The organism is Camelimonas lactis (genome assembly GCF_004342915.1).
GTDB lineage: Bacteria > Pseudomonadota > Alphaproteobacteria > Rhizobiales > Beijerinckiaceae > Camelimonas > Camelimonas lactis.
Window position 1 is genome coordinate 168781 of record NZ_SLWL01000002.1, and the last position, 20180, is coordinate 188960.

At 67.9% G+C, this 20180-nt stretch carries 16 protein-coding genes; 8 read left to right on the forward strand and 8 right to left on the reverse strand.

Features of this window, described 5'->3' with window-relative positions:
• Positions 1 to 29 precede the first annotated feature (29 nt).
• Positions 30 to 857 carry an alpha/beta fold hydrolase gene (locus tag EV666_RS03695; protein ID WP_132003276.1) on the reverse strand — a complete coding sequence of 276 codons (828 nt, stop codon included), beginning with the start codon at positions 855 to 857 and terminating at the stop codon, positions 30 to 32.
• Positions 858 to 885: 28 nt separating this feature from the next.
• Here EV666_RS03695 and EV666_RS18150 point away from each other — a divergent pair, with 28 nt between their 5' ends.
• Positions 886 to 1116: a hypothetical protein gene (locus EV666_RS18150; RefSeq protein WP_165909885.1), complete on the forward strand. Its 231-nt coding sequence runs from the start codon at positions 886 to 888 to the stop codon at positions 1114 to 1116.
• A 653-nt stretch (positions 1117 to 1769) separates the two neighbouring features.
• Here EV666_RS18150 and eno read toward each other — a convergent pair.
• A complete protein-coding gene (gene eno, locus EV666_RS03705; protein ID WP_132003279.1) occupies positions 1770 to 3056 on the reverse strand; it encodes a phosphopyruvate hydratase in 1287 nt (428 codons plus the stop codon).
• A 214-nt stretch (positions 3057 to 3270) separates the two neighbouring features.
• On the opposite strand from eno, the gene queF reads away from it, so the two are divergent.
• Both queF and EV666_RS03715 read left to right on the forward strand, forming a co-directional pair.
• Positions 3271 to 3738, forward strand: coding sequence for a preQ(1) synthase (gene queF / locus EV666_RS03710; RefSeq protein WP_132003282.1), 468 nt, complete (start codon positions 3271 to 3273; stop codon positions 3736 to 3738).
• A 274-nt stretch (positions 3739 to 4012) separates the two neighbouring features.
• The gene (locus EV666_RS03715; protein ID WP_132003285.1) at positions 4013 to 5209 is read left to right on the forward strand and encodes an ABC transporter substrate-binding protein; all 1197 of its coding nucleotides are present in this window, start codon (positions 4013 to 4015) and stop codon (positions 5207 to 5209) included.
• A gap of 165 nt (positions 5210 to 5374) precedes the next feature.
• On the opposite strand, the gene EV666_RS03720 is transcribed toward EV666_RS03715, so the two are convergent.
• The 5 genes from EV666_RS03720 to tpiA all read right to left on the reverse strand — a co-directional run bounded on the left by EV666_RS03720 (position 5375) and on the right by tpiA (position 11348).
• On the reverse strand, positions 5375 to 6553 hold the full coding sequence (locus EV666_RS03720; protein ID WP_132003288.1) for an MFS transporter: 1179 nt from the start codon (positions 6551 to 6553) through the stop codon (positions 5375 to 5377).
• 441 nt (positions 6554 to 6994) lie between these two features.
• Complete coding sequence (gene kdsA / locus EV666_RS03725) at positions 6995 to 7867, reverse strand: 3-deoxy-8-phosphooctulonate synthase (RefSeq protein ID WP_132003291.1); 873 nt, start codon at positions 7865 to 7867, stop codon at positions 6995 to 6997.
• A 147-nt stretch (positions 7868 to 8014) separates the two neighbouring features.
• Entirely contained in the window at positions 8015 to 9643 is a 1629-nt protein-coding gene (locus tag EV666_RS03730; protein WP_132003294.1) for a CTP synthase, read from the reverse strand.
• 271 nt (positions 9644 to 9914) lie between these two features.
• A complete protein-coding gene (gene secG / locus EV666_RS03735) occupies positions 9915 to 10322 on the reverse strand; it encodes a preprotein translocase subunit SecG (RefSeq protein WP_132003297.1) in 408 nt (135 codons plus the stop codon).
• A gap of 267 nt (positions 10323 to 10589) precedes the next feature.
• Positions 10590 to 11348, reverse strand: coding sequence for a triose-phosphate isomerase (tpiA, locus tag EV666_RS03740; RefSeq protein ID WP_132003761.1), 759 nt, complete (start codon positions 11346 to 11348; stop codon positions 10590 to 10592).
• A gap of 414 nt (positions 11349 to 11762) precedes the next feature.
• Between tpiA and EV666_RS03745 the strand changes: the two genes are divergently transcribed.
• From EV666_RS03745 to trpC, 5 genes are all read left to right on the forward strand, one after another.
• Positions 11763 to 13673, forward strand: coding sequence for a SurA N-terminal domain-containing protein (locus EV666_RS03745; RefSeq protein WP_165909886.1), 1911 nt, complete (start codon positions 11763 to 11765; stop codon positions 13671 to 13673).
• A gap of 8 nt (positions 13674 to 13681) precedes the next feature.
• Positions 13682 to 15199 carry an anthranilate synthase component I gene (gene trpE / locus EV666_RS03750; RefSeq protein WP_132003303.1) on the forward strand — a complete coding sequence of 506 codons (1518 nt, stop codon included), beginning with the start codon at positions 13682 to 13684 and terminating at the stop codon, positions 15197 to 15199.
• Between the two features lie 256 nt (positions 15200 to 15455).
• A complete protein-coding gene (locus EV666_RS03755) occupies positions 15456 to 16061 on the forward strand; it encodes an anthranilate synthase component II (protein WP_132003306.1) in 606 nt (201 codons plus the stop codon).
• 8 nt (positions 16062 to 16069) lie between these two features.
• Positions 16070 to 17095 carry an anthranilate phosphoribosyltransferase gene (gene trpD, locus EV666_RS03760; RefSeq protein WP_132003308.1) on the forward strand — a complete coding sequence of 342 codons (1026 nt, stop codon included), beginning with the start codon at positions 16070 to 16072 and terminating at the stop codon, positions 17093 to 17095.
• A complete protein-coding gene (trpC, locus tag EV666_RS03765) occupies positions 17092 to 17886 on the forward strand; it encodes an indole-3-glycerol phosphate synthase TrpC (RefSeq protein ID WP_132003310.1) in 795 nt (264 codons plus the stop codon). The genes trpD and trpC overlap by 4 nt, the downstream gene beginning before the upstream one ends.
• Positions 17887 to 18050: 164 nt before the next feature.
• Here trpC and EV666_RS03770 read toward each other — a convergent pair whose 3' ends face one another.
• Complete coding sequence (locus EV666_RS03770; RefSeq protein ID WP_132003312.1) at positions 18051 to 19880, reverse strand: flavin-containing monooxygenase; 1830 nt, start codon at positions 19878 to 19880, stop codon at positions 18051 to 18053.
• Positions 19881 to 20180 lie beyond the last annotated feature (300 nt).

Genomic DNA, 20180 nt, shown 5'->3' on the forward strand with positions numbered 1-20180 from the left:
CGTGCGCACCGTCCCGGCGTCGGGGGCGGTTACTTCTTCGGCGGCTCTGGCTGCACCGGCGGCGAAAGCGGCTGCAACTGCTGGGCGGCGCCGTCGTGGCCGGCGGCGGCGCCGGCCTTCACCGCCGCGACAGCTTCGAGAATTGCCTTCGCGACGACCTCCGGTTGCGACAGCACCACCGCATGGCTCGCGGGCGTGGCGACCGTGCGCGCCTTGATGCGCCCGGCCTCGGCCTGCTGGACGCCAGGATCCAGCAGCCGGTCATTGGCGGCCACCACATACCAGACCGGCAGGTTTTTCCAGGCGGCGTTGTTCACCCGCTCCTCGAACACCTTGCCGAACACCGGCGCCTGGGTGGCGGCGAGCAGGCGGTTTTGCGCCGCGTCCAGGTCCTGGCCAAAGTCCGTGGCGAAAGCGTCATCCGCCAGGCGAACGAAACCGGATGAATCGGTCAGCAATTTCGCCAGCCCCGGGCCACGCGGCGCGTTGCGCAGGCGGTCGATGAAGGACTGGCCCACATCCGGCGCCATGGCCGCCACATAGACCAGCGCCGCGACCTTCCGGTCGACGCCCGCCTCGGTGATGATGACGCCGCCCCACGAATGCCCGACGAGAATGACCGGCCCGCGGACGATGGCGAGCGCCCGCTGGACCACCGCCACATCCGCCCACAGGGAATTCAGCGGCAACTGCACCGCGAGGGCGTTGACGCCAGAGCGCTGCAACAGGGGAATGACGCCGCGCCACGACGACCCGTCCAGCAGTTCGGAATGGACCAGGATGACCGTGGGCGTGACGGCGGCCTTCGCGGCTTCTGACGGCGCGCCAGCGGGATCCTGCGCAGCGGGCGCTGGCATCGCGGGATTTGGCGTCGCGGGGTTTGGCGTGGCGGGATTTGGCGCAGTCTCGCCAGGAGCAGACCCGGCTGGAGCAGACCCGGCTGGAGCAGACTGCCCCTGGGCGACCATCGCCGGCGCCGCCGTGGGCGCGCCCGAAGAACTGGCGGAAGAGCCGTCAGAAGAACTGGCGGCCGCACCCGCCGGGGCATTGGCCGGGCGCGCTGGCGTCGTCGGCGCGTGCGGCGTCGCGGCGGCGCTGCCGGGAGGGGTGGCCTGAGATGTCGCCGGGACGGCTGGGGATGCAGCCACGGGGGGCGCGGCGTCGGCTGCGTGAACGGCCGGCGCCGCCAGGAGCATGGCGGCGAGGCAGAAGCCAGCCAGGCATTTGCCAAATGGTTTCGCGCCAGCGTTAACTCTGACGCGGCTTGACAGGGAGGCTTTCCCGCCAGGGGGGAACGCGCACGGCGGCGGATGGTCGGGTCCGAAGGCGCGGTTAGCCCGGCTGGCTGCCGTTCCAGCCGCAAAAGCGGCGCGCACTTTTGCTGGAATCGCCGTGGCCGTCATGCCGTCCTCCTCGCCTCGCCCGTGCGCCGACCGTTCGCGCCGACTCGTCCGCGAATTGTCCGCGCGCGCGAAACCATGCGCCAGTCCCCATTGCGGTGTAGCGAGACTGCCCCAGGGTCGCCCGCCCGTAAAGCTGCTCCCGCGTCACGACGCCAGGGCGGCGCTGGAACGCCGGCCCGCCGAGCGTAGGGGTGAAAGGGGGATGCGGCAGGGAAACCAGATGGGGGGCGCACAAAAAAACCGGCCTGGCGGTGAAGCCAGGCCGGATGGAAACGTCGGCAAGGGGCCAGCCGGCAGGGCCGGTGAACTCTTCCGCCCTGCCCGCGTTCAGGCGCGCGGCGACAGCGCACCGCGCACAGGCGCGCCTCAGCCGCGCAGCGCCTTCAGGGCGTTGCGGCCGGCGTAGATGGCCTGGCCGCCGAGCTGCTCCTCGATGCGGATCAGCTGGTTGTACTTGGCCGTGCGGTCGGAGCGGGCCAGCGAACCGGTCTTGATCTGGCCGCAGTTGGTGGCGACGGCGAGATCGGCGATGGTCGAATCCTCGGTTTCTCCCGAGCGGTGCGACATCACGGCGGTGTAGCCGGCGCGGTGCGCCATATCGACGGCGGCCAGGGTCTCGGTCAGCGAACCGATCTGGTTGACCTTGACGAGGATCGAGTTGCCGACGCCCTGACGGATGCCATCCGACAGGCGCTCGACATTGGTGACGAACAGGTCGTCGCCGACGAGCTGGCAGCGGGCGCCGACCAGATCGGTCAGCGTCTTCCAGCCGGCCCAGTCGTCTTCGGCCATGCCGTCCTCGATCGAGATGATCGGGTAATCGCCAACCAGCTTCGCCAGGTATTTCGCCTGCTCTTCCGGCGAGCGGGTGACGCCCTCGCCTTCATAGACATAATTGCCGTTCCTGAAGAACTCGGTGGAGGCGCAGTCGAGGGCGATCATCATGTCGTCGCCAGCCTTGTAGCCGGCGTCTCCGATGGCCTTCATGACGAAGTCGAGCGCAGCTTCCGCGGACGGCAGGTTCGGCGCGAAGCCGCCCTCGTCGCCCACATTGGTGTTCTGGCCGGCGGCCTTCAGGTTGGCCTTCAGGCGGTGGAACACCTCGGCGCCGGCGCGCACGGCGTCGGCGAGGCTTGGCGCGCCCACCGGCATCACCATGAATTCCTGGAAGTCGATCGGATTGTCGGCGTGGGCGCCGCCATTGACGATGTTCATCATCGGCACCGGCAGGACGCGGGCGGTCGGGCCGCCGACATACCTGTAAAGCGGCAGGCCGGAGGCTTCGGCAGCCGCCTTCGCGACGGCGAGCGACACGCCGAGGATGGCGTTGGCGCCAAGGCGGGCCTTGTTGGGCGTGCCGTCGAGGTCGATCATGATCTCGTCGACCGCGACCTGGTCCTCGGCGTCCTGGCCGACCAGCGCTTCATAAATCTCGGTGTTGACCGCCTCGACAGCCTTCTGCACGCCCTTGCCGCCGTAGCGGGACGCGTCGCCGTCGCGCAGCTCCACGGCTTCGTGAGCGCCGGTGGAGGCGCCGGAGGGAACCGCCGCGCGGCCCGTGGAGCCGTCCTCCAGCACCACATCGACTTCAACGGTCGGGTTGCCCCGGCTGTCGAGGATCTCGCGGGCGACGATATCGACAATGGCGGTCATGGAATGAAGCTCCATAGGTTCAGGAAAGCGCGGGCATACGAAACGCCTGTGACGCGCGCGTGAAAAGAATTCGCTCTGGCGACGGTTCCTGGGGGCCTTTTACGGCATCAACATGGGCTTTCAATAGCCATGCGCGGAAATTAGGGCGGACCGGTTTCCGCGCCCGACGGTCGCGGCCGTTTCCCGCGCCCTGCAAAAGGAGTATAGGGGCGCCATGAGCAACGCCGATCTCACCCAGCACCTCAGTCATTTGGGCCAGCAGAGCGCCGCGCCCGCCGATCCGGCGACGGCGGTGCTCGACCGCGTGCCCAATCCGCACCCGGACACGGACTACGTCGCCCGCTTCACGGCGCCGGAGTTCACCTCGATCTGCCCGGTCACCGGCCAGCCGGATTTCGCCATCCTGGTGATCGACTACGTCCCGGACCAGTGGCTGGTCGAATCGAAATCGCTCAAGCTTTACCTGCACGCCTTCCGCAATCACGGGGCGTTCCATGAGGATTGCACCGTCGCCATCGGCAAGCGGCTGGCCGGCCTGCTGGCGCCGCGCTTCCTGCGCATCGGCGGCTACTGGTTTCCGCGCGGCGGCATTCCCATCGACGTGTTCTGGCAGACCGGCGAGCTGCCGAAAAACGTCTGGCTGCCCGATACGGGCGTGCAGCCTTACCGGGCCCGTTTCTGAGCCTGACCGGCGCCAGCCCCTGAGGCGTAATAGCACGCCAACCGCTGTAATTTTGCCTTTCGTATAACATATCACCCCCTTGCCACGGGCTTTGGGGGATGCGCACACTCACATCAACGGTCCGTGAACGACCGCTCCCGCCAGGAACGGCAGGCCGACGGGCAGGCTGCCTTCACTTCAGGCATCGGGAATGCGCTCCCGCCCCCGCCCTGATCGTCCAGGACGATCCGGCCCGGACGGCCACGCTTTCTGGCGGGCTCCAGGGAGGGATGTGATGAAGAGATTGGTAACAGCGGTCGCCGCGTCATTGCTGCTTGGCGGCGCCGCGCTGGCGCAGGGCGCCGACATGCCCGGCGTGACCAAAGACAATATCAAGATTGGCCAGACGACCGCCTTCAGCGGCGGCGCCTCGGCTTATTCGGTTATCGTCAAGGCGCACCACGCCTATCTGGACGAGCTCAACGCCAAGGGGGGAATCAATGGCCGCAAGGTCGAACTGATTTCCCTGGACGACGGCTACGCCCCGCCGAAAACCGTGGAGCAGACCCGCAAGCTGGTGGAGCAGGATGGCGTTTCGTTCATCTTCAACCCGCTTGGCACCGCCACCAGCCTCGCCGTGCAGAAATACCTGAACAGCAAGGGCGTGCCGCAGCTGTTCATTGCCTCCGGCAACAGCGGCTGGGATAATCCCAAACAGTTTCCGTGGACCACCGGCTTCCAGCCCTCGTATTTCAGCGAAGGCGTGGTGATCGGTCGCTACATCGCCAAAAACCTGCCGAACGGCAAGGTCGCCCTGCTCCATCAGGCCGACGATTTCGGCAAGGACTACCTGCACGGCCTGCGCAAGGGCCTGGGCGCCAACGCCGACAAGCAACTGGTCAAGGTGGTGAGCTACCAGCCAACCGACCCGGTGATCGACTCGCAGCTCGTCGAGCTGAAGGCGTCCGGCGCCGACGTGTTCGTCAACGTCTCCGTGCCCAAGTACACCGCCCAGGCTATCCGCAAGGTGGCGCAGATGGGCTGGAAGCCGACCCACTTCGTCTCCTCGATCTCCGCCTCGGTGGCGGCGGTGATGAAGCCGGCCGGCGTGGAGAACGGCGTTGGCGTCATCGCCACGGCTTATCTGAAGGATCCGCTGGACCCGCAGTGGAAGGACGATCCGGGCATGAAGGAGTTCCATGCCTTCATGGATCGCGCCATGCCGTCCGCTGACCGGGCCGACACCAACTACGTTTATGGCTACACCTCGGCCAAGGTGCTGGAGGATGTGCTGAAGCGGGCCGGAAACGATCTCAGCCGCAAGAATATCATGAAGACGGCCACGACCATGAACCTGGACGTGCCGACGCTGCTGCCGGGCATCAAGATCCAGAACACTCCGGAGCGGTTCTCGCCCATCACCCGCATGCAGCTGACCAAATTCGACGGCAAGACGTTCCATCCGTTCGGCGACATCATCTCGGCGGAATAACGGATCTGGGAACAGCGCGCCCTGTTCAGGGCGCGCTCGGGGTTCAGAGCGCGCTCCGGGGCGCCTGCCCCCCGCCCGCACGTCATCCACGCCGGCAGGACAGGGGGGGCGCGCCATCGCCGCCCCGGCACACTGGCTGGCGCGGCGTTCGCCGGGACGCGCCAGCTACCTGGCGGGCTCTCCCAGAAGCTTGCCGCACAGCAATCCGACAATGGCGATCACGCCAGCGCCGAGGCACAGGGCCAGCGCCGGTCCGGCAAGGTTGAGCGCCGCGCCCCACCAGATCGGCCCCACCGCCTGCCCGGTCATGAAGCTGGAGCCGTGCAGCGCCACGGCGGAGCCGCGAAACGCCGGCGCCAGTTCGGTCGCCTGCACCTGCAGGGAATTGTGCAGGCTGTAGAAGCCGAAGCCGAGCAACATGAAGGCGGCGAAATCGCCCTGCCATGGCAGGCCCGTCGCCGTCGCCAGCAAAGCGGCGGCCGCCGCCAGGCCGCCCAAGCCCATCAAACCCCGGCCGCCGAGCCAGCCCATCAGCCGGCCGGCGGCGGCGCTGTAGATGATGCCGCCGAGCGGAAAGGCGGCGATGACCAGGCCGGCGATGGCGGGACTGTTCTCGCCACGCGCCGCCAGCAGCACGGCGACGAACGGCATCAGGCCGAAGATGAACACGCCCTCGCAAAACACGGCGCTGAAACAGATCCACGCCCGGCGGTTACGCAGCACCGCGCGGAAACCGTGCAGCACGCCATGGGCAGGCGCCGTGGCTGAACGGGCGCTGCGCGGCAACACCCGCATGACGGCGACCGTGGTAACGGCGCAAACCACGCCGTACAGCAGGAAGACGCCGCGCCAGCCCAGCCATTCCACCAGAAAGCCGGCGCCGATGGCTCCTGCGAGGCCGCCGCTGATGGTGGCGCCGAGCATGCGGGCCAGCACCGCCTGGCGCTCCTCCAGCGCCACCCGGTCGCCAATCAGCGCGATGGTCGCGGGGAAGATGCCAGCGGAGGCGACGCCGCAGACGACGCGCATGGCGAACTGCCAGTCCCACGCCGGCCACAGGGCGCTGGCGACGCCGCCAAGCGAGATGATGGCCATGCAGATGCGGATGACGCCGCTGCGGCCGAAACGGTCGCCCACCGGGCCCCACACCAGCTGCATCAGGCCAAACGGAAACGCGAAGGCGCTGCCGAGCAACGCCACCTGCCCCGCCGGCACATGGAGATCACGGGCAATCACCGGCACCAGTGGATCGACGGCGCGCACGAACAGGCTGGCGGTGAAACAGGAGACGGCCAGCCAGACCTGAAGGTGGGCAAGCGAGAGCTCAGCCACGGGCTGGCGCATGGTGTTCCTTCCCTGACGCCTGACGGCGTCCTGTTTTTTGTTGTCCGCGCGGCTTTCCGCGCGCCGTTGTTATGGCCCGTCTCGCGGGCGCACGCCGGGTCAATGCGGCGCAAGGGGCCCTGCGCTGCCCGATATTTGCTGGCTGATGTTTACTGGCCGGGCGCGGCGGAAACCAATTCCGGGCTGACAGGGTGGCGTTGCGTCACGCGAAGGGCTGTCGCGCCATTCAACAGCCTGCCCGCCTTCCTGCGGAGATGATACAGCGCCCCGGCCATCCACGCAGCGGCGCCGGGACACACCGGAGCCCGCTCCAGGGCGGCGAATACCTGGATGCCCGCAACGCGCGCGGACATGACGCGCAGGGGGTGTTCGACGGCGCTGGCGCCGCCGGGATCTCCTGGCGTAGCGGGAACGCCTTGCCGGAACCCCTCTGGCGCCGGGTTAACCGCCGCGCTGTTTGGCGATGGCGTCGAACGCCATCAGTTCGCGCAACAGGTTTTCCATCTGCGCCAGCGGCACCATGTTGGGGCCGTCGGACGGGGCGCGATCCGGGTCGGGGTGGGTTTCGATGAACACGCCGGCCACGCCCACCGCCACGGCGGCGCGGGCGAGCACCGGCACGAAGCGCCGCTCGCCGCCGGACGAGGTTCCCTGGCCGCCAGGCTGCTGCACCGAATGGGTGGCGTCGAAAATCACCGGGGCTCCGGTGGTTTCGGCCATGATTGGCAGGGCGCGCATGTCGGAAACCAGGGTGTTGTAGCCGAAGCTGACGCCGCGTTCGGTGACCAGCACGTCCGGGTTGCCGGCGCTGGTCAGCTTGGCGACGACGTTCTTCATGTCCCAGGGCGCGAGGAACTGGCCCTTCTTGACATTGACGGTGCGCCCGGTGGCGGCCGCGGCCAGCAGCAGGTCGGTCTGCCGGCACAGGAAGGCGGGAATCTGCAACACGTCGACGACCTCGGCCACCGGCGCGCACTGGCCGGCGTCGTGCACGTCGGTCAACACCGGCACGCCCAGCTTTTCGCGAATTTCGGCGAATACCGGCAATGCGCCGGCAAGGCCCATGCCGCGCGCGGCGGAGGCGGAAGTGCGGTTGGCCTTGTCGAACGAGGTCTTGAAAATCAGGCCAATGCCAAGCCTGCCGGTGATGGCGACGAGTTCCGACGCCACCTCCATGGCATGGTCGCGGCTTTCCATCTGGCAGGGGCCGGCGATCAGGGCGAGCGGCAGGTCATTGCCGAAACGCACCGGCTTGCGCGTATCCGCGCCAGCGGTGACGACGGGATTGGCTGTGGCTGGAGCCTTGATGGTCATCGCGCGCCTGTCCTTCTGTCCGGTCTGCGGGCCCTTGCTTCAGGGCCCGCCATAAACGGCAACGCCCCGAAAACCGGGGCGTTGCTCCTGTCAATTCGCACCAGCCTGCGCGCGCAACCTGGCTGAAACGCGGCCGCCCGAGCGCCCTCAGACCAGCCGGCTCTGGGCGATCGCCGCCTCGATGAAGCTGCTGAACAGCGGATGCGGCTCCAGCGGACGCGACTTGTATTCGGGATGGTACTGCACGCCGATGAACCACGGGTGATCCACATGCTCCACGGTTTCCGGCAGCACGCCGTCCGGCGAAACTCCGGAGAAGCGCATGCCGGCGGCTTCCAGGCGCTCGCGGTAGTCCATGTTGACTTCGTAGCGGTGACGGTGGCGCTCGGAAATCTCGGTCTGGCCGTAGATTTTGGCGATCTTCGTATCCGGCGACAGCACCGAACGGTAGGCGCCGAGACGCATGGTGCCGCCCAGATCGCCTTCGGCGGTGCGCCGCACCAGCTCATTGCCGCTCAGCCATTCGGTCAGCAGGCCGACCACCGGCTCGTCCGTGGGGCCAAACTCCGTGGAGCTGGCCGCGTCGACGCCAGCAAGGGCGCGGCAGGCCTCGATCACCGCCATCTGCATGCCAAAGCAGATGCCGAGATACGGCACCTTGCGCTCGCGGGCGAAGCGGGCGGCGCGAATCTTGCCCTCGGCGCCGCGCTGGCCGAAGCCGCCGGGCACCAGGATGCCGTGGACATGCTCCAGAAACGGCGCCGGGTCCTCGCGCTCGAACACTTCGCTCTCGATCCAGTCGAGATTGACCTTCACCCGGTTGGCGATGCCGCCGTGGGTCAGGGCCTCGATCAGCGATTTGTAGGCGTCCTTCATGCCGGTGTACTTGCCGACAATGGCGATGGTCACCTCGCCTTCCGGGCTCTTCACCCGATCGGAGATTTCCTGCCAGCGGCTGAGATCCGGCTCCGGCGCGTCCTTGATGCCGAACGCGGCCAGCACTTCGTTATCCAGGCCCTCGGCGTGATAGGACAGCGGCACGTCATAGATGGACGCGACATCGCGCGCCTCGATCACGGCGGTTTCACGCACATTGCAGAACAGCGACAGCTTGCGCCGCTCCTCGCGGGGAATCGGCCGGTCGGTGCGGCACAGCAGCAGGTCGGGCTGGACGCCAATGGAGCGCAGCTCCGCCACCGAATGCTGGGTCGGCTTGGTTTTCAGCTCGCCGGCGGACGGGATGTATGGCAGCAGCGTCAGGTGCATGTAGATGGCCTGATCGCGCTCCAGCTCCTGTCCAAGCTGGCGGATAGCCTCAAGGAACGGCAGGCTTTCGATGTCGCCGACGGTGCCGCCGATCTCCATCAGCACGAAGTCGTAGCCGTCATTGCCGCTGAGGACGAATTCCTTGATGGCGTTGGTGACGTGCGGGATCACCTGCACCGTCGCGCCCAGATAGTCGCCGCGGCGTTCGCGGGCGATGATGTCCGAGTAAATGCGGCCGGTGGTGATGTTGTCGTTGCGGCTGCACGGCATGCCCGTGAAGCGCTCGTAATGCCCCAGGTCGAGATCTGTCTCGGCGCCGTCGTCGGTGACGAACACCTCGCCGTGCTGATACGGGCTCATGGTGCCCGGATCGACGTTGAGATAGGGGTCGAGCTTGCGCAGGCGGACCTTATAGCCGCGCGCCTGCAGGAGGGCTCCGAGAGCGGCTGATGCGAGGCCCTTGCCCAAGGAGGAGACCACGCCGCCAGTGATGAATACATACCGCGTCATGGGACCTGCTGGATACGCTGAATCGGCGCGGTTGGCGAGAGCTCCGGATAAATTTTGTTCAGTCATCACAAAAAAATGCCCCGCCGCGGCAGCGGCGGGTCCATGCTGGAGCAACCCTCGCAAACGTGAACGCCACCCTTGCGCGCGGAATTGCATCAAATCAAACAATCAGGGCGTTTTCACGGATTCTGGCTGAACCTGGAAAACGCTCCTGTGTGGCGCAACGCCGTGGCCGCAGGCGGCCGCCCGGCGGCCGCCCGCGCCACATGACTTACTGCTGCTGCGTGGGAACCTGGGGCGTCGCCGGAGCCGCAGGCGCGGCCGGGGCCTGGTTCTGCATCTGCTTCAGCTGGTCGAGAACGCCCGCGCCAGAGGGCGCGGCCGGCGCGCCAGGCGCCGCCGGGGCCGTCGACGCCGGCAGATTGCGATCGATGATCGAGCCGCCGCCGCGCGACATGCCGGCCAGCACGGTCAGTCCCAGACTGGTCAGGAAAAACAGCGCGGCGAGAATCGCCGTGGCGCGGGTCAGGGCGTTGGCCTGACCGCGGCCGGTCATGAAGCCGGAAACGCCGCTGCCGCCGCCCATGCCCAGCCCACCGCCTTCGGAGCGCTGAAGCAGCACAACGCCAACCAGCGCCAGCACGATGAGCAGATGAACGACGATGAGAACGGTTTGCATGAACTACGCCCAATGGCCGGCGCCCGGCCCATCTCGATGTGAACGGGAAAGCGGCTCCGGAGGCGGCCTCCAGAAGCGACTTGCGCGTTTAGCATGCTCCGCTTCCAAGAGCAAAGCATGCGGCGACGCATGGCCAGCGCGGCGCAGCCGGCCCCGCCCTTCCGGGAACGGGGCGCGCAGCGTTTCAGAAGCCGGCTTCACGCCGCCGGCGGGGCCATATCCCCTGTGCTGCGCCCGCCTTTGCCCAAAACGCCCAGGCCGCCGGAATCAGCAACCGGCGGCGATGGCCAGGAAATCGGCGGCGACGAGGCTGGCCCCGCCGACCAGCGCGCCGTCCACGTCTTCCACCGCCATCAGCTCGGCGGCGTTGGCGGGCTTCACCGAGCCGCCGTACAGCAGGCGGACGCCGTCGGCGAACGCCGCGCCGAAGCGCTTGCGCAGCTCGGCGCGCATGAAGGCGTGAACTTCAGCCACGTCGGCGACCGTCGGGGTCAGGCCGGTGCCGATGGCCCACACCGGCTCATAGGCGACAATCAGGGCGCCCTCCCCATCGGGAACCGAACCGGCGAGCTGCGCGCCCACCACGTCCAGCGCCCGGCCGGCGTCGCGCTCCTCGCGGGTTTCGCCGACGCAGACGATGGGGGTCAGGCCGGCGCGCCGGGCGGCTTCGGCGCGGGCGCGCACGTCGGCGTCGGTTTCGCCATTATACGAGCGGCGCTCGGAATGGCCGACGATAACCGCCGAGGCGCCGGCGTCCGCCAGCATTTCCGCCGAAATTTCGCCGGTGCAGGCGCCGGATGCGGCCGGATGGCAGGTCTGGGCGCCGATGGCGACGCCGCTGCCGATGGACGCAGCGGCGAACGTGTACAGCAGGGGCGCCGGCGGGCAGACGAGCAGGTCGGCTTTGGCGCGCAGGGCGGCGTCATACCCCTCGATCACCTGGCCGAGCGTGCGGGCGCCGGCGATTTTCAGACCATTCATCTTCCAGTTGCCCGCGATCAGCGGACGGCGCTTGTGACCGGCCATCGTGCTCCCCGTTTGCATCATTGGCGCTCCGCCAGCCGGGGTCAGGCCCGACCGCGAACCGCCGCCCGGCGAATCTGGCGCGGCCGCCGCCGCGCCTCCGATCCCGGGCTCCAGTTCCTGCGGCCGGCTCTAGCAGAGCCGCCGCGCCCCGGCAATGGAGCCCCCTGGCGGGGCGATGAGGCCGGATATTGCGGAATATGGCCCTCAGGACCGCGTCCTCCGCGCGCGCCCATGGACGCAGGCGCGGTCGTGTTCTATGTCAGCGTGTTCGATATGCGCGCGCATTAACCCACATGCAGCCCGCCCATGCGGCCGGGCCAGCGCAGCCGGGCAGCCCGGCCCATCATTCACCCCGGCAGGCGGCCCCGCGCGGCCCGCTCCCGCCGGGCCGCTCCAGGAAGGTCGATTGATCACATGCTTCAGGGAATGCGCAACGCGAGCAAGGGCCTGCTTGGCAAGGTCGTTCTCTTTGTTCTCTTCGGACTGCTGATCGTCTCCTTCGCCATCTGGGGCATTGGCGACATGCTGCGCGGCGGCTCGCGCAACACGGTGGCGATGGTCGGCAAGACCGAGATCACCATGGAACAGCTTCGCGCCGCCTGGCAGAACGAATTGCAGCGCCTCTCCCAGCAGTACCGCACGGTGATCACCCCGGCGCAGGCGCGCGAAATGGGGCTGGACGCGATCGTGCTCGGCCGCCTGGTGACCGAGGCGGCGATGGACCAGGAGGCGCGCGACATGAAGCTCGGCGTCACCGACGCGTTCGTGGTCGAAACGATCGCCGCCGACCCGAATTTCCGTGGCGTCAATGGCCAATTCGACCGCGCCCGCTTCACTGAAGTGCTGCGCAACAACGGTTTTTCTGAAGCCGCCTTCCTGGCGGAACAGCGCAACACCCTGTTGCGGCGGCAGATTTCCGAAGGCCTCGCGGGCGGCGTCACGACGCCCACGGCCATGAACCAGGCGGTTTACCGCGTGAACGCCGAGCGCCGGGCTGCTTCCTGGGTCGCGCTTCCCGCCGCCGCCATCGGCGAGATCGCCGCGCCGTCGGACGAGGCCGTGAAAAGCTTCTTCGAAAGCCGCAAGGCGTCGTTCCGCGCGCCGGAGTTCCGTACGTTCAACGCCGTGGCGCTGACGCCGGCCGCGCTGGCCAAAGCCAAAAACCTGGCCGCCGCCGTCACTGACGCCGAGATCAGGGCGCATTACGAGAAAACGAAGGAGACGGCCTGGGGAACGCCGGAACGGCGCCGCCTGCAGCAGATTTCCTTCCCCGACGAGGCGACGGCGAAAGCCGCCGTTGAGTCGATCCGGGCCGGCAAGCCGTTCGAGACGGTGGCGAAGGAACGCGGCGTGGCGGAGAAGGATCTGGACCTTGGCGAAGTGACCCGCGCCCAGATGGTCGACCCCGCCGTGCGCGACGCGGCCTTCGCCCTGGCTCCTGGCGCGGTCAGTGATCCGGTGAAGGGCAATTTCGGCGTGGTGGTGGTGCGGGCCGCCTCGGTGACCCCGGCGGCCATCAAGCCGCTGGCCGAAGTCGCCGACGCGATCCGGACCGAACTCGCCGTCGCAAAGGCCAGGGAAGAAATCACGGCGCTGCACGACCGGATCGAGGACCAGCGCATCAACGCCCGTCCCCTTGCCGAAATCGCCCGCGACGCCGGCCTGACCGTGGTCAAGGTGGAAGGCGTCGACAACCAGGGCAAGGACAGGCGGGGCGCGCAATCGACCGCCCTGCTCGCGCTGCCCGGCGCCCAGGAGCTGCTGCGCGACGCCTTCAACACCGACGTGGGCGCCGACAATGAGGCGCTGAACGTCGATGGCGGCTACGTCTGGTTCGAGGTCACCAACGTCGAGGCGGCGCGCGACCGCACGCTGGCGGAGGCGCGGGCCGATGTGGAGAAGCTCTGGCGTGAGGACCAGGTGAACGCGAAGCTCATGGCGCGCGCCGACGAGATCGTCAAAAAGGTCGATGGGGGCGCAACCCTGGCGGCGGCCTCCGGCCTTGCCGTCAAGACCGCCAGCGATCTGCGCCGCGGCCAGGCGACGGGCGAGCTGGACGCTGACGCGGTGCGCCAGATCTTCGCCATCCCGGCCGGCAAGGCGGGCTCGGCGAGCAAGCCGGGGCAGCGGATCATCTTCCAGGTCACCTCGGCCACCATGCCGCCCTACACGGCCAGCGCCATCAGCCCCCAACTGGCGGAGCAGATGAATCTCGCTCTCACCGACGATCTGCTGACCAGCTACGTGCGCATCTTGCAGAACCGTTTTGGGGTCAGCATTAATCAGCAGAACCTTCGCAACGCGATCGGTTCCGCCCAGCAATAAGCTGAACGATGCAGTTCGAACCTTCCCTCGAGAACGCCGCCGCGCTTTACGCCGCGGGCCGGCCGTTCACCCTCGCCGTCCGCTTTCTGGCGGACCTGGAGACGCCGCTCGGCGCCTATATCCGCCTGTCGCAGGCCGCCGGCCCCAGCTTCCTGCTGGAAACCGTGCAGGACCTGTCGGTGCGCGGGCGTTATTCGATGATCGGCATCGCGCCAGATCTCATCTGGCGCTGCGTCAACGGCAAGGCCCAGATCAACCGCCAGGCGGCGCGCGATCCCGAGGCGTTCGTCGACGAGGCGGCGGGGCCGCTGGAGAGCCTGCGCGCCCTGATCAGCGAGAGCGCCATTGACCTGCCGGCGGGCTTGCCGCCGATGGCCGCCGGCGTATTCGGCTATCTGGGTTACGACATGGTGCGCCACATGGAGCGCCTGCCGCACATCAACCCGGACGCGCTCGGCGTTCCGGAGGCGATCATGGTGCGCCCCACGGTGATGGCCGTGTTCGATTCGCTGAAGGATGAGCTGATCCTGGTGACGCCGGTGCGTCCGCAGGCCGGCGTCGCCGCCAGCGCCGCCCTCGCCGGCGCCCAGGAGCGGCTGGAGGCCGCCGTCGCGGCGCTGAGCGCGCCGCTGCCGGTCGTGGACCAGGCTGACGTGACAGAGATGGCGGAGCCGGAAGCGGTGTCCAACACGCCGCCGGAAACCTTCATCGCCATGGTGGAGAAAGCCCGCGACTATGTGCGGGCCGGCGACATTTTCCAGGTGGTGCTGGGCCAGCGCTTCGAGGCGCCGTTCACCCTGCCGGCGCTGTCGCTGTACCGGGCGCTGCGCCGCATCAACCCGTCGCCCTATCTCAGCTTCCTCGACTTCGGCGACTTCCAGCTGGTCTGCTCCAGCCCGGAAATTCTGGTGCGCTCGCGCGAGGGCAAGGTCACCATCCGCCCCCTCGCCGGCACACGTCCACGCGGCGCCACGCCAGAGGAAGACCGCCGCCTCGGCGAGGAACTGCTGGCTGATCCCAAGGAGCGCTCCGAGCACCTGATGCTGCTCGACCTCGGCCGCAACGACGTGGGCCGCGTGTCGCAGATCGGCACGGTGAAGGTGACGGAGAGCTTCGTGCTGGAGCACTACAGCCACGTGCAGCACATTGTCTCCAACGTGGAGGGCGCGCAGGATCCGCGCTTTGACGCGCTGGACGCGCTGGTCGCCGGCTTCCCGGCGGGCACGCTCTCGGGCGCGCCCAAGGTGCGGGCCATGGAGATCATCGACGAGCTGGAGCTGGAGCGGCGCGGCCCGTTCGGCGGCTGCATTGGCTATTTCAGCGCCAATGGCGACATGGACACCTGCATCGTGCTGCGCACCGCCATCGTCAAGGACGGCAAAATGGCGGTGCAGGCCGGCGCCGGCGTGGTCTATGATTCCGATCCGAAGTCGGAGCTGATGGAATGCGTCAACAAGTCGAAGGCCCTGTTCCGCGCCGCCGAAGAGGCGATCCGGGTGGCTGGGCAAGCCGGGCGCAGCCAATGAAAAGCCGGGCGCAGCCAGTGAAAAGCCGGGCGCAGCCAGTGAACATGTGGCGGAAGCTGAACATCACTCAGGTGGCGCCAACGCCGGCAGGGATGAATGCGTCCTGGCGCTGGCGAAGCTGCTGACAAGCGGCCCCCTGCCGGGCCGATCCTGCCCATCGCCAGAGCGAAATCTGTGCGTCCCGTGCGCTGACGTATTTTCACGGAAAGCGGAAGTCGCATTCCCGAAAAACGTCCCGAATGATAAAGGCCCTGCCATGACGCGCGTGGTTCTTATCGACAATTACGACTCATTCACCTGGAACCTGGTGCACCTGATCGGCGCCCTGGGCCCGCAGGTGGACGTGCACCGCAACGACACGCTGACCACGGCCGACATCGCCGCCATGGCGCCGGACGCCATCGTGCTGTCGCCGGGGCCATGCACGCCCAATGAGGCCGGCGTCTGCCTCGACGTGATCCGCGATCTGGGCGGCCGCATCCCGGTGTTTGGCGTCTGCCTCGGCCTGCAGTCGATCGGCCAGGCCTACGGCGGCCAGGTGGTGCGCGCGCCGCTGCCAATGCACGGCAAGGTTTCCGCCGTGCGCCACACGGGCCAGACGATCTTTGAAGGGATCGACGGCCCGTTCAACGCCACCCGCTACCATTCGCTGATTGTCGACCGGAACACCTGCCCGGCCGAACTGGCGATCACCGCCGAGACCGACGACGGCCAGATCATGGCCCTTTCGCATGTCAGCCTGCCGGTGCACGGGGTGCAATTCCACCCGGAAAGCATTCTCTCCGAGTACGGCGCGACCATGATGCGAAACTTCTTCAACCTGGCCGCCGCCTGGAGCGCCGCGGCAACCGCTGGACATTGACGGACGCCATGGACGCTTTCAAACCCTTCATCGCCAAGGTTGCGACCGGCGCGGCGCTGACCCGCGACGAAGCCCGCGCCGCCTTCGAAAACCTGCTTTCGGGTGAGGTCACGCCCTCCCAGGCCGGCGCCTTTCTGATGGCCCTGCGGGTGCGCGGCGAAAGCCTGGACGAGATCGTCGGCGCCGTCAGCGCCATGCGCGGCCGCATGGCGGCGGTCGAAGCGCCGGCGGACGCCATCGACATCGTCGGCACCGGCGGCGACAATGTCGGCACCTGGAATGTCTCGACCCTCAGCGCCTTCGTCATCGCCGCCTGCGGCGTCCCGGTGGCCAAGCACGGCAACCGCGCCGCATCGTCCAAATCCGGCTCCGCCGACGTTCTGCTGGCGCTCGGGATCAATCTGGACCTCGGCCCGGCCGACATCGCCCGCTGCATCCGGGAGGCCGGCATCGGCTTCATGTTCGCGCCCAATCACCACCCGTCCATGCGCCATGTGGCTCCGGTGCGCACCGAACTGGGGGCGCGAACCATCTTCAATATCTTGGGGCCGCTTTCGAACCCGGCTTCGGTGAAGCGCCAGTTGCTCGGCTCGTTCTCGGCCATGTGGCTGGAGCCGATGGTGCGCGTGCTGCAAACGCTCGGCGCCGAGCGGGTATGGGCGGTGCATGGCTCCGACGGGCTGGACGAGATCACCACCACGGGGCCTACCCAGGTGGTGGCCCTGGAAGACGGCGCGGTGCGCACGTTCACCGTACAGCCCGAGGACGTGGGCCTGAAGCGGGCCAGCCTCGAAGACCTGAAGGGCGGCGACCCGGAGCATAACGCCTCCGCCGCCATGCGCCTGCTCCAGGGCGAGGCGGGCGCCTATCGCGACATCGTGCTGATGAACGCCGGCGCGGCGCTGGTCGTCGCCGGCAAGGCTGATGATCTGGCAGCCGGCGTCGCCCTGGCGGCGCAGGCGATCGACAGCGGCGCGGCGCGCAAGGTCCTGGAAAAGCTGGCCGTGGCGAGCCACGCGGGAGCAACGGCATGAGCAACGTTCTGGAGCGCATCGGCGCCTACAAGCTGGAAGAAATCGCCGCCGCGAAGGCCGCGATTCCGCAGGCGGAGATCGAGCGGCGCGCCGCCGCCGCCCCGGCGCCGCGCGGCTTCCTGGCCGCGCTGGAGCGCAAGATCGCCGCGGGCCTGCCGGCGCTGATCGCCGAGATCAAGAAGGCCAGCCCGTCAAAGGGGCTGATCCGCGCTGATTTCGATCCGCCGGCGCTGGCCCGCGCCTATGAGGCCGGCGGCGCCGCCTGCCTGTCGGTGCTGACCGATACGCCGTCGTTTCAGGGCAGCCCGGATTTCCTGAAGGCGGCCCGGGCGGCCTGCGCCCTGCCGGCGTTGCGCAAGGATTTTCTCTACGATCCTTACCAGGTGTTCGAGGCCAGGGCGTGGGGCGCGGACTGCATCCTGGTCATCATGGCCTCGGTCGACGACGCAACCGCCCTTGAGCTGACGCAGACCGCCGCGCGCCTTGGCATGGACACGCTGGTGGAAGTGCACGACGGCGAGGAGCTGGAGCGCGCCCTGAAGCTGCCGTCGCGGCTGATCGGCGTCAACAACCGCGACCTGCGCACCTTCGAGGTGTCGCTGGCGGTGACCGAACGCCTGGCCCCGCGCGTGCCGGCCGACCGCGTGCTGGTCGGCGAGAGCGGCATCTTCACGCCGCAGGACATCGCCCGCCTCGCCGCCTGCAAGGTCAACGCCTATCTGGTTGGCGAAAGCCTGATGCGCCAGGACGACGTGACCGCCGCGACCCGGGCGCTGCTGGCGCGGGACTGAGCATATTCCAGCCAGCCGGACATCACAGGACAGCGTCCGGCGCGCTCCAGGGAGGCGCCGGATGTTTTTGAGCGGCGGCGCCCGGCGATCACGGCGTTGACCGTGATCCTGGCCTGGGCGCCCCGGCCTGGCCGCCGCGCCGGAGCGATGGCGGCCGGTGCGTCTTATTCCGCCGCGGCCCGCTTCTCATAGCCGAGCTCCAGCCCGTCCATGTCGCCCTTCTCGCGCCAGGCGTCCCACATGCGCAGGAACACGGTCGGGCCGCGCCAGTACTGGTTGTTCTTCAGCACCCGCATGTTGTTCACGTTGCCTTCGTTATTGTAGTAGCCCGGCGTGCATTCCTCCAGGTAGGGAACGCGGGCGCGGGCAACCTTGACGCAGGCGTCGACCCACGCCTTTTCCGCCGCCTCCGTCGCCTCCACCGTCACCGCGCCGCGTTCGCGCATCTGCCGCAGCAGCCAGCCGATATGGCGGGTCTGCTCATCCAGCATGTGCTGGAAATTCGGGCTCTGGCCCGACTGGATCGGCGTGACGATGAAGCAGTTGGGAAAACCGCGCGAGAACAGGCCGTGGAAGGTTTCCGCCCCATCCTTCCATTTTTCCGTCAGGGTCAGGCCGTCGCGGCCGTGAACTTCCAGGCCGAAGCGGCGGGTGATGTCGGTGCCGACCTCGAAGCCGGTGGCGTAGATCAGACAGTCCAGTTCATACAGCTTGCCGTCGACCACCACGCCAGTTTCGGTGATGCGCTCCACGCCCCGCCCCGCCGTGTCGATGAGGTGAACGTTGGGGCGGTTGAAGGTCGGCAGGTAGCCGTCGTGGAAACACGGCCGCTTGCAGAACTGGCTGTACCAGGGCTTCAGCGCCGCCGCCACGGCCGGGTCCTGAACAATGGAATCGACCCGGGCGCGCACCCGCTCCATCTTCTGGAAGTCGGCCAGTTCGATCAGCTTTTCCGGATTCTCAACGACCTCGCCCTGCTTCTGCTTGCGCCGGGCGGCGAGCAGGATGTTGCCGATGAGATCGGTCCAGCCGTCGTTGACCAGGTCCTCCTCGAAGTCCCCGCCCGAGACGACGGCGGTGAAATTGTCCATGCGCTCGCGCTGCCAGCCAGGCTGGAGCGAGTCTGCCCACGCCATGTCGGTGGGCCGGTCATCGCGCACATCGATGGACGATGGCGTGCGCTGGAAGACGAACAACTCCTTCGACCACTCGCCAAGATGCGGCACGCACTGCACCGCCGTGGCGCCGGTGCCGATGATGCCGACACGCCTGTCGGCAAGGCCAGTCAGGTTGCCGTGGGAATCACCGCCCGTGTAGGCGTAATCCCAGCGACTGGTGTGGAAGCTGTGGCCCTTGAAAGTCTCGACACCCGGGATGCCCGGCAGTTTCGGCCGGTCGAGCGGGCCGCCGACGAGAATGACGAACCGCGCGGCGATCTCATCGCCGCGATCCGTGCGCACATGCCAGCGCGCGGCCGCCTCATCCCATCGCATCTCCGTCGCCACCGTCTGGAACAGGGCGTGGGGGTAAAGGTCGAAATGGCGGGCCACCCGCTGGGCCTGGGCGAGGATTTCGGGCGCGCGGGCATATTTGCGCTGTGGCGTGTAGCCAGTTTCTTCCAGCAGCGGCAGGTAGATATAGCTTTCCGTATCACAGGCGGCGCCCGGATAGCGGTTCCAGTACCAGGTGCCGCCGAAGTCGCCGCCCTTCTCGATGATGCGGAATGATTCGATCCCCGCCTCGCGCAGGCGCGCGCCAGACAGCAGACCGCCGAAACCGCCGCCGATCACCACGGCGTCGACGGTTTCGCGCACCGGCTCGCGGGTGAAGCCCGCCTCCACGTAAGGATCGTCCAGATAATGCGCGAACGCGCCGGTCATGGCGGCGTATTGCTGGTTGCCGTCGGCGCGCAGACGCCGGTCCCGCTCCTCCCGGTAACGCGCCTTCAGCGCATCGACCTCGATATGCGCGGCGTTATCGTCCGTAGCAGACATGTTTCACTCCCGGCGCAGTCGCCATATTTTATGAAATGCCTTTATTCTTGATCATGATACTGGTGAGTACCATTGCCCGTGTCAACCGCCGCCGCCGCGCGTATCCGGCGCCGGATACGCAGGGCCCGGCGGCGCGAAATCCTGGCGTCGCGGCGCCCTTGCGTCAGCGTGAGCCTGAGCATGGGCGTCCGCGCATGACGTCGCCTCTGCAACGCCCTCCGCCGTTTCGCGGCAACAGGACGCCAATCACATATTGCGGAACACAGAGGGAACATGTATTGCTGTTCATGATTTGTTTCG

What these genes read in the sequence shown, in the direction of transcription:
- tpiA (WP_132003761.1), bottom strand. Translation starts at nt 11,348, where the DNA reads ATGGCCGGTCACAAGCGCCGTCCGCTGATCGCGGGCAACTGGAAGATG.
- EV666_RS03745 (WP_165909886.1), top strand. Translation starts at nt 11,763, where the DNA reads ATGCTTCAGGGAATGCGCAACGCGAGCAAGGGCCTGCTTGGCAAGGTC.
- kdsA (WP_132003291.1), bottom strand. Translation starts at nt 7,867, where the DNA reads ATGACCATCAAGGCTCCAGCCACAGCCAATCCCGTCGTCACCGCTGGC.
- trpD (WP_132003308.1), top strand. Translation starts at nt 16,070, where the DNA reads ATGGACGCTTTCAAACCCTTCATCGCCAAGGTTGCGACCGGCGCGGCG.
- EV666_RS03695 (WP_132003276.1), bottom strand. Translation starts at nt 857, where the DNA reads ATGCCAGCGCCCGCTGCGCAGGATCCCGCTGGCGCGCCGTCAGAAGCC.
- trpE (WP_132003303.1), top strand. Translation starts at nt 13,682, where the DNA reads ATGCAGTTCGAACCTTCCCTCGAGAACGCCGCCGCGCTTTACGCCGCG.
- EV666_RS03730 (WP_132003294.1), bottom strand. Translation starts at nt 9,643, where the DNA reads ATGACGCGGTATGTATTCATCACTGGCGGCGTGGTCTCCTCCTTGGGC.
- eno (WP_132003279.1), bottom strand. Translation starts at nt 3,056, where the DNA reads ATGACCGCCATTGTCGATATCGTCGCCCGCGAGATCCTCGACAGCCGG.
- secG (WP_132003297.1), bottom strand. Translation starts at nt 10,322, where the DNA reads ATGCAAACCGTTCTCATCGTCGTTCATCTGCTCATCGTGCTGGCGCTG.
- EV666_RS03720 (WP_132003288.1), bottom strand. Translation starts at nt 6,553, where the DNA reads ATGCGCCAGCCCGTGGCTGAGCTCTCGCTTGCCCACCTTCAGGTCTGG.
- trpC (WP_132003310.1), top strand. Translation starts at nt 17,092, where the DNA reads ATGAGCAACGTTCTGGAGCGCATCGGCGCCTACAAGCTGGAAGAAATC.
- EV666_RS03770 (WP_132003312.1), bottom strand. Translation starts at nt 19,880, where the DNA reads ATGTCTGCTACGGACGATAACGCCGCGCATATCGAGGTCGATGCGCTG.
- queF (WP_132003282.1), top strand. Translation starts at nt 3,271, where the DNA reads ATGAGCAACGCCGATCTCACCCAGCACCTCAGTCATTTGGGCCAGCAG.
- EV666_RS03755 (WP_132003306.1), top strand. Translation starts at nt 15,456, where the DNA reads ATGACGCGCGTGGTTCTTATCGACAATTACGACTCATTCACCTGGAAC.
- EV666_RS03715 (WP_132003285.1), top strand. Translation starts at nt 4,013, where the DNA reads ATGAAGAGATTGGTAACAGCGGTCGCCGCGTCATTGCTGCTTGGCGGC.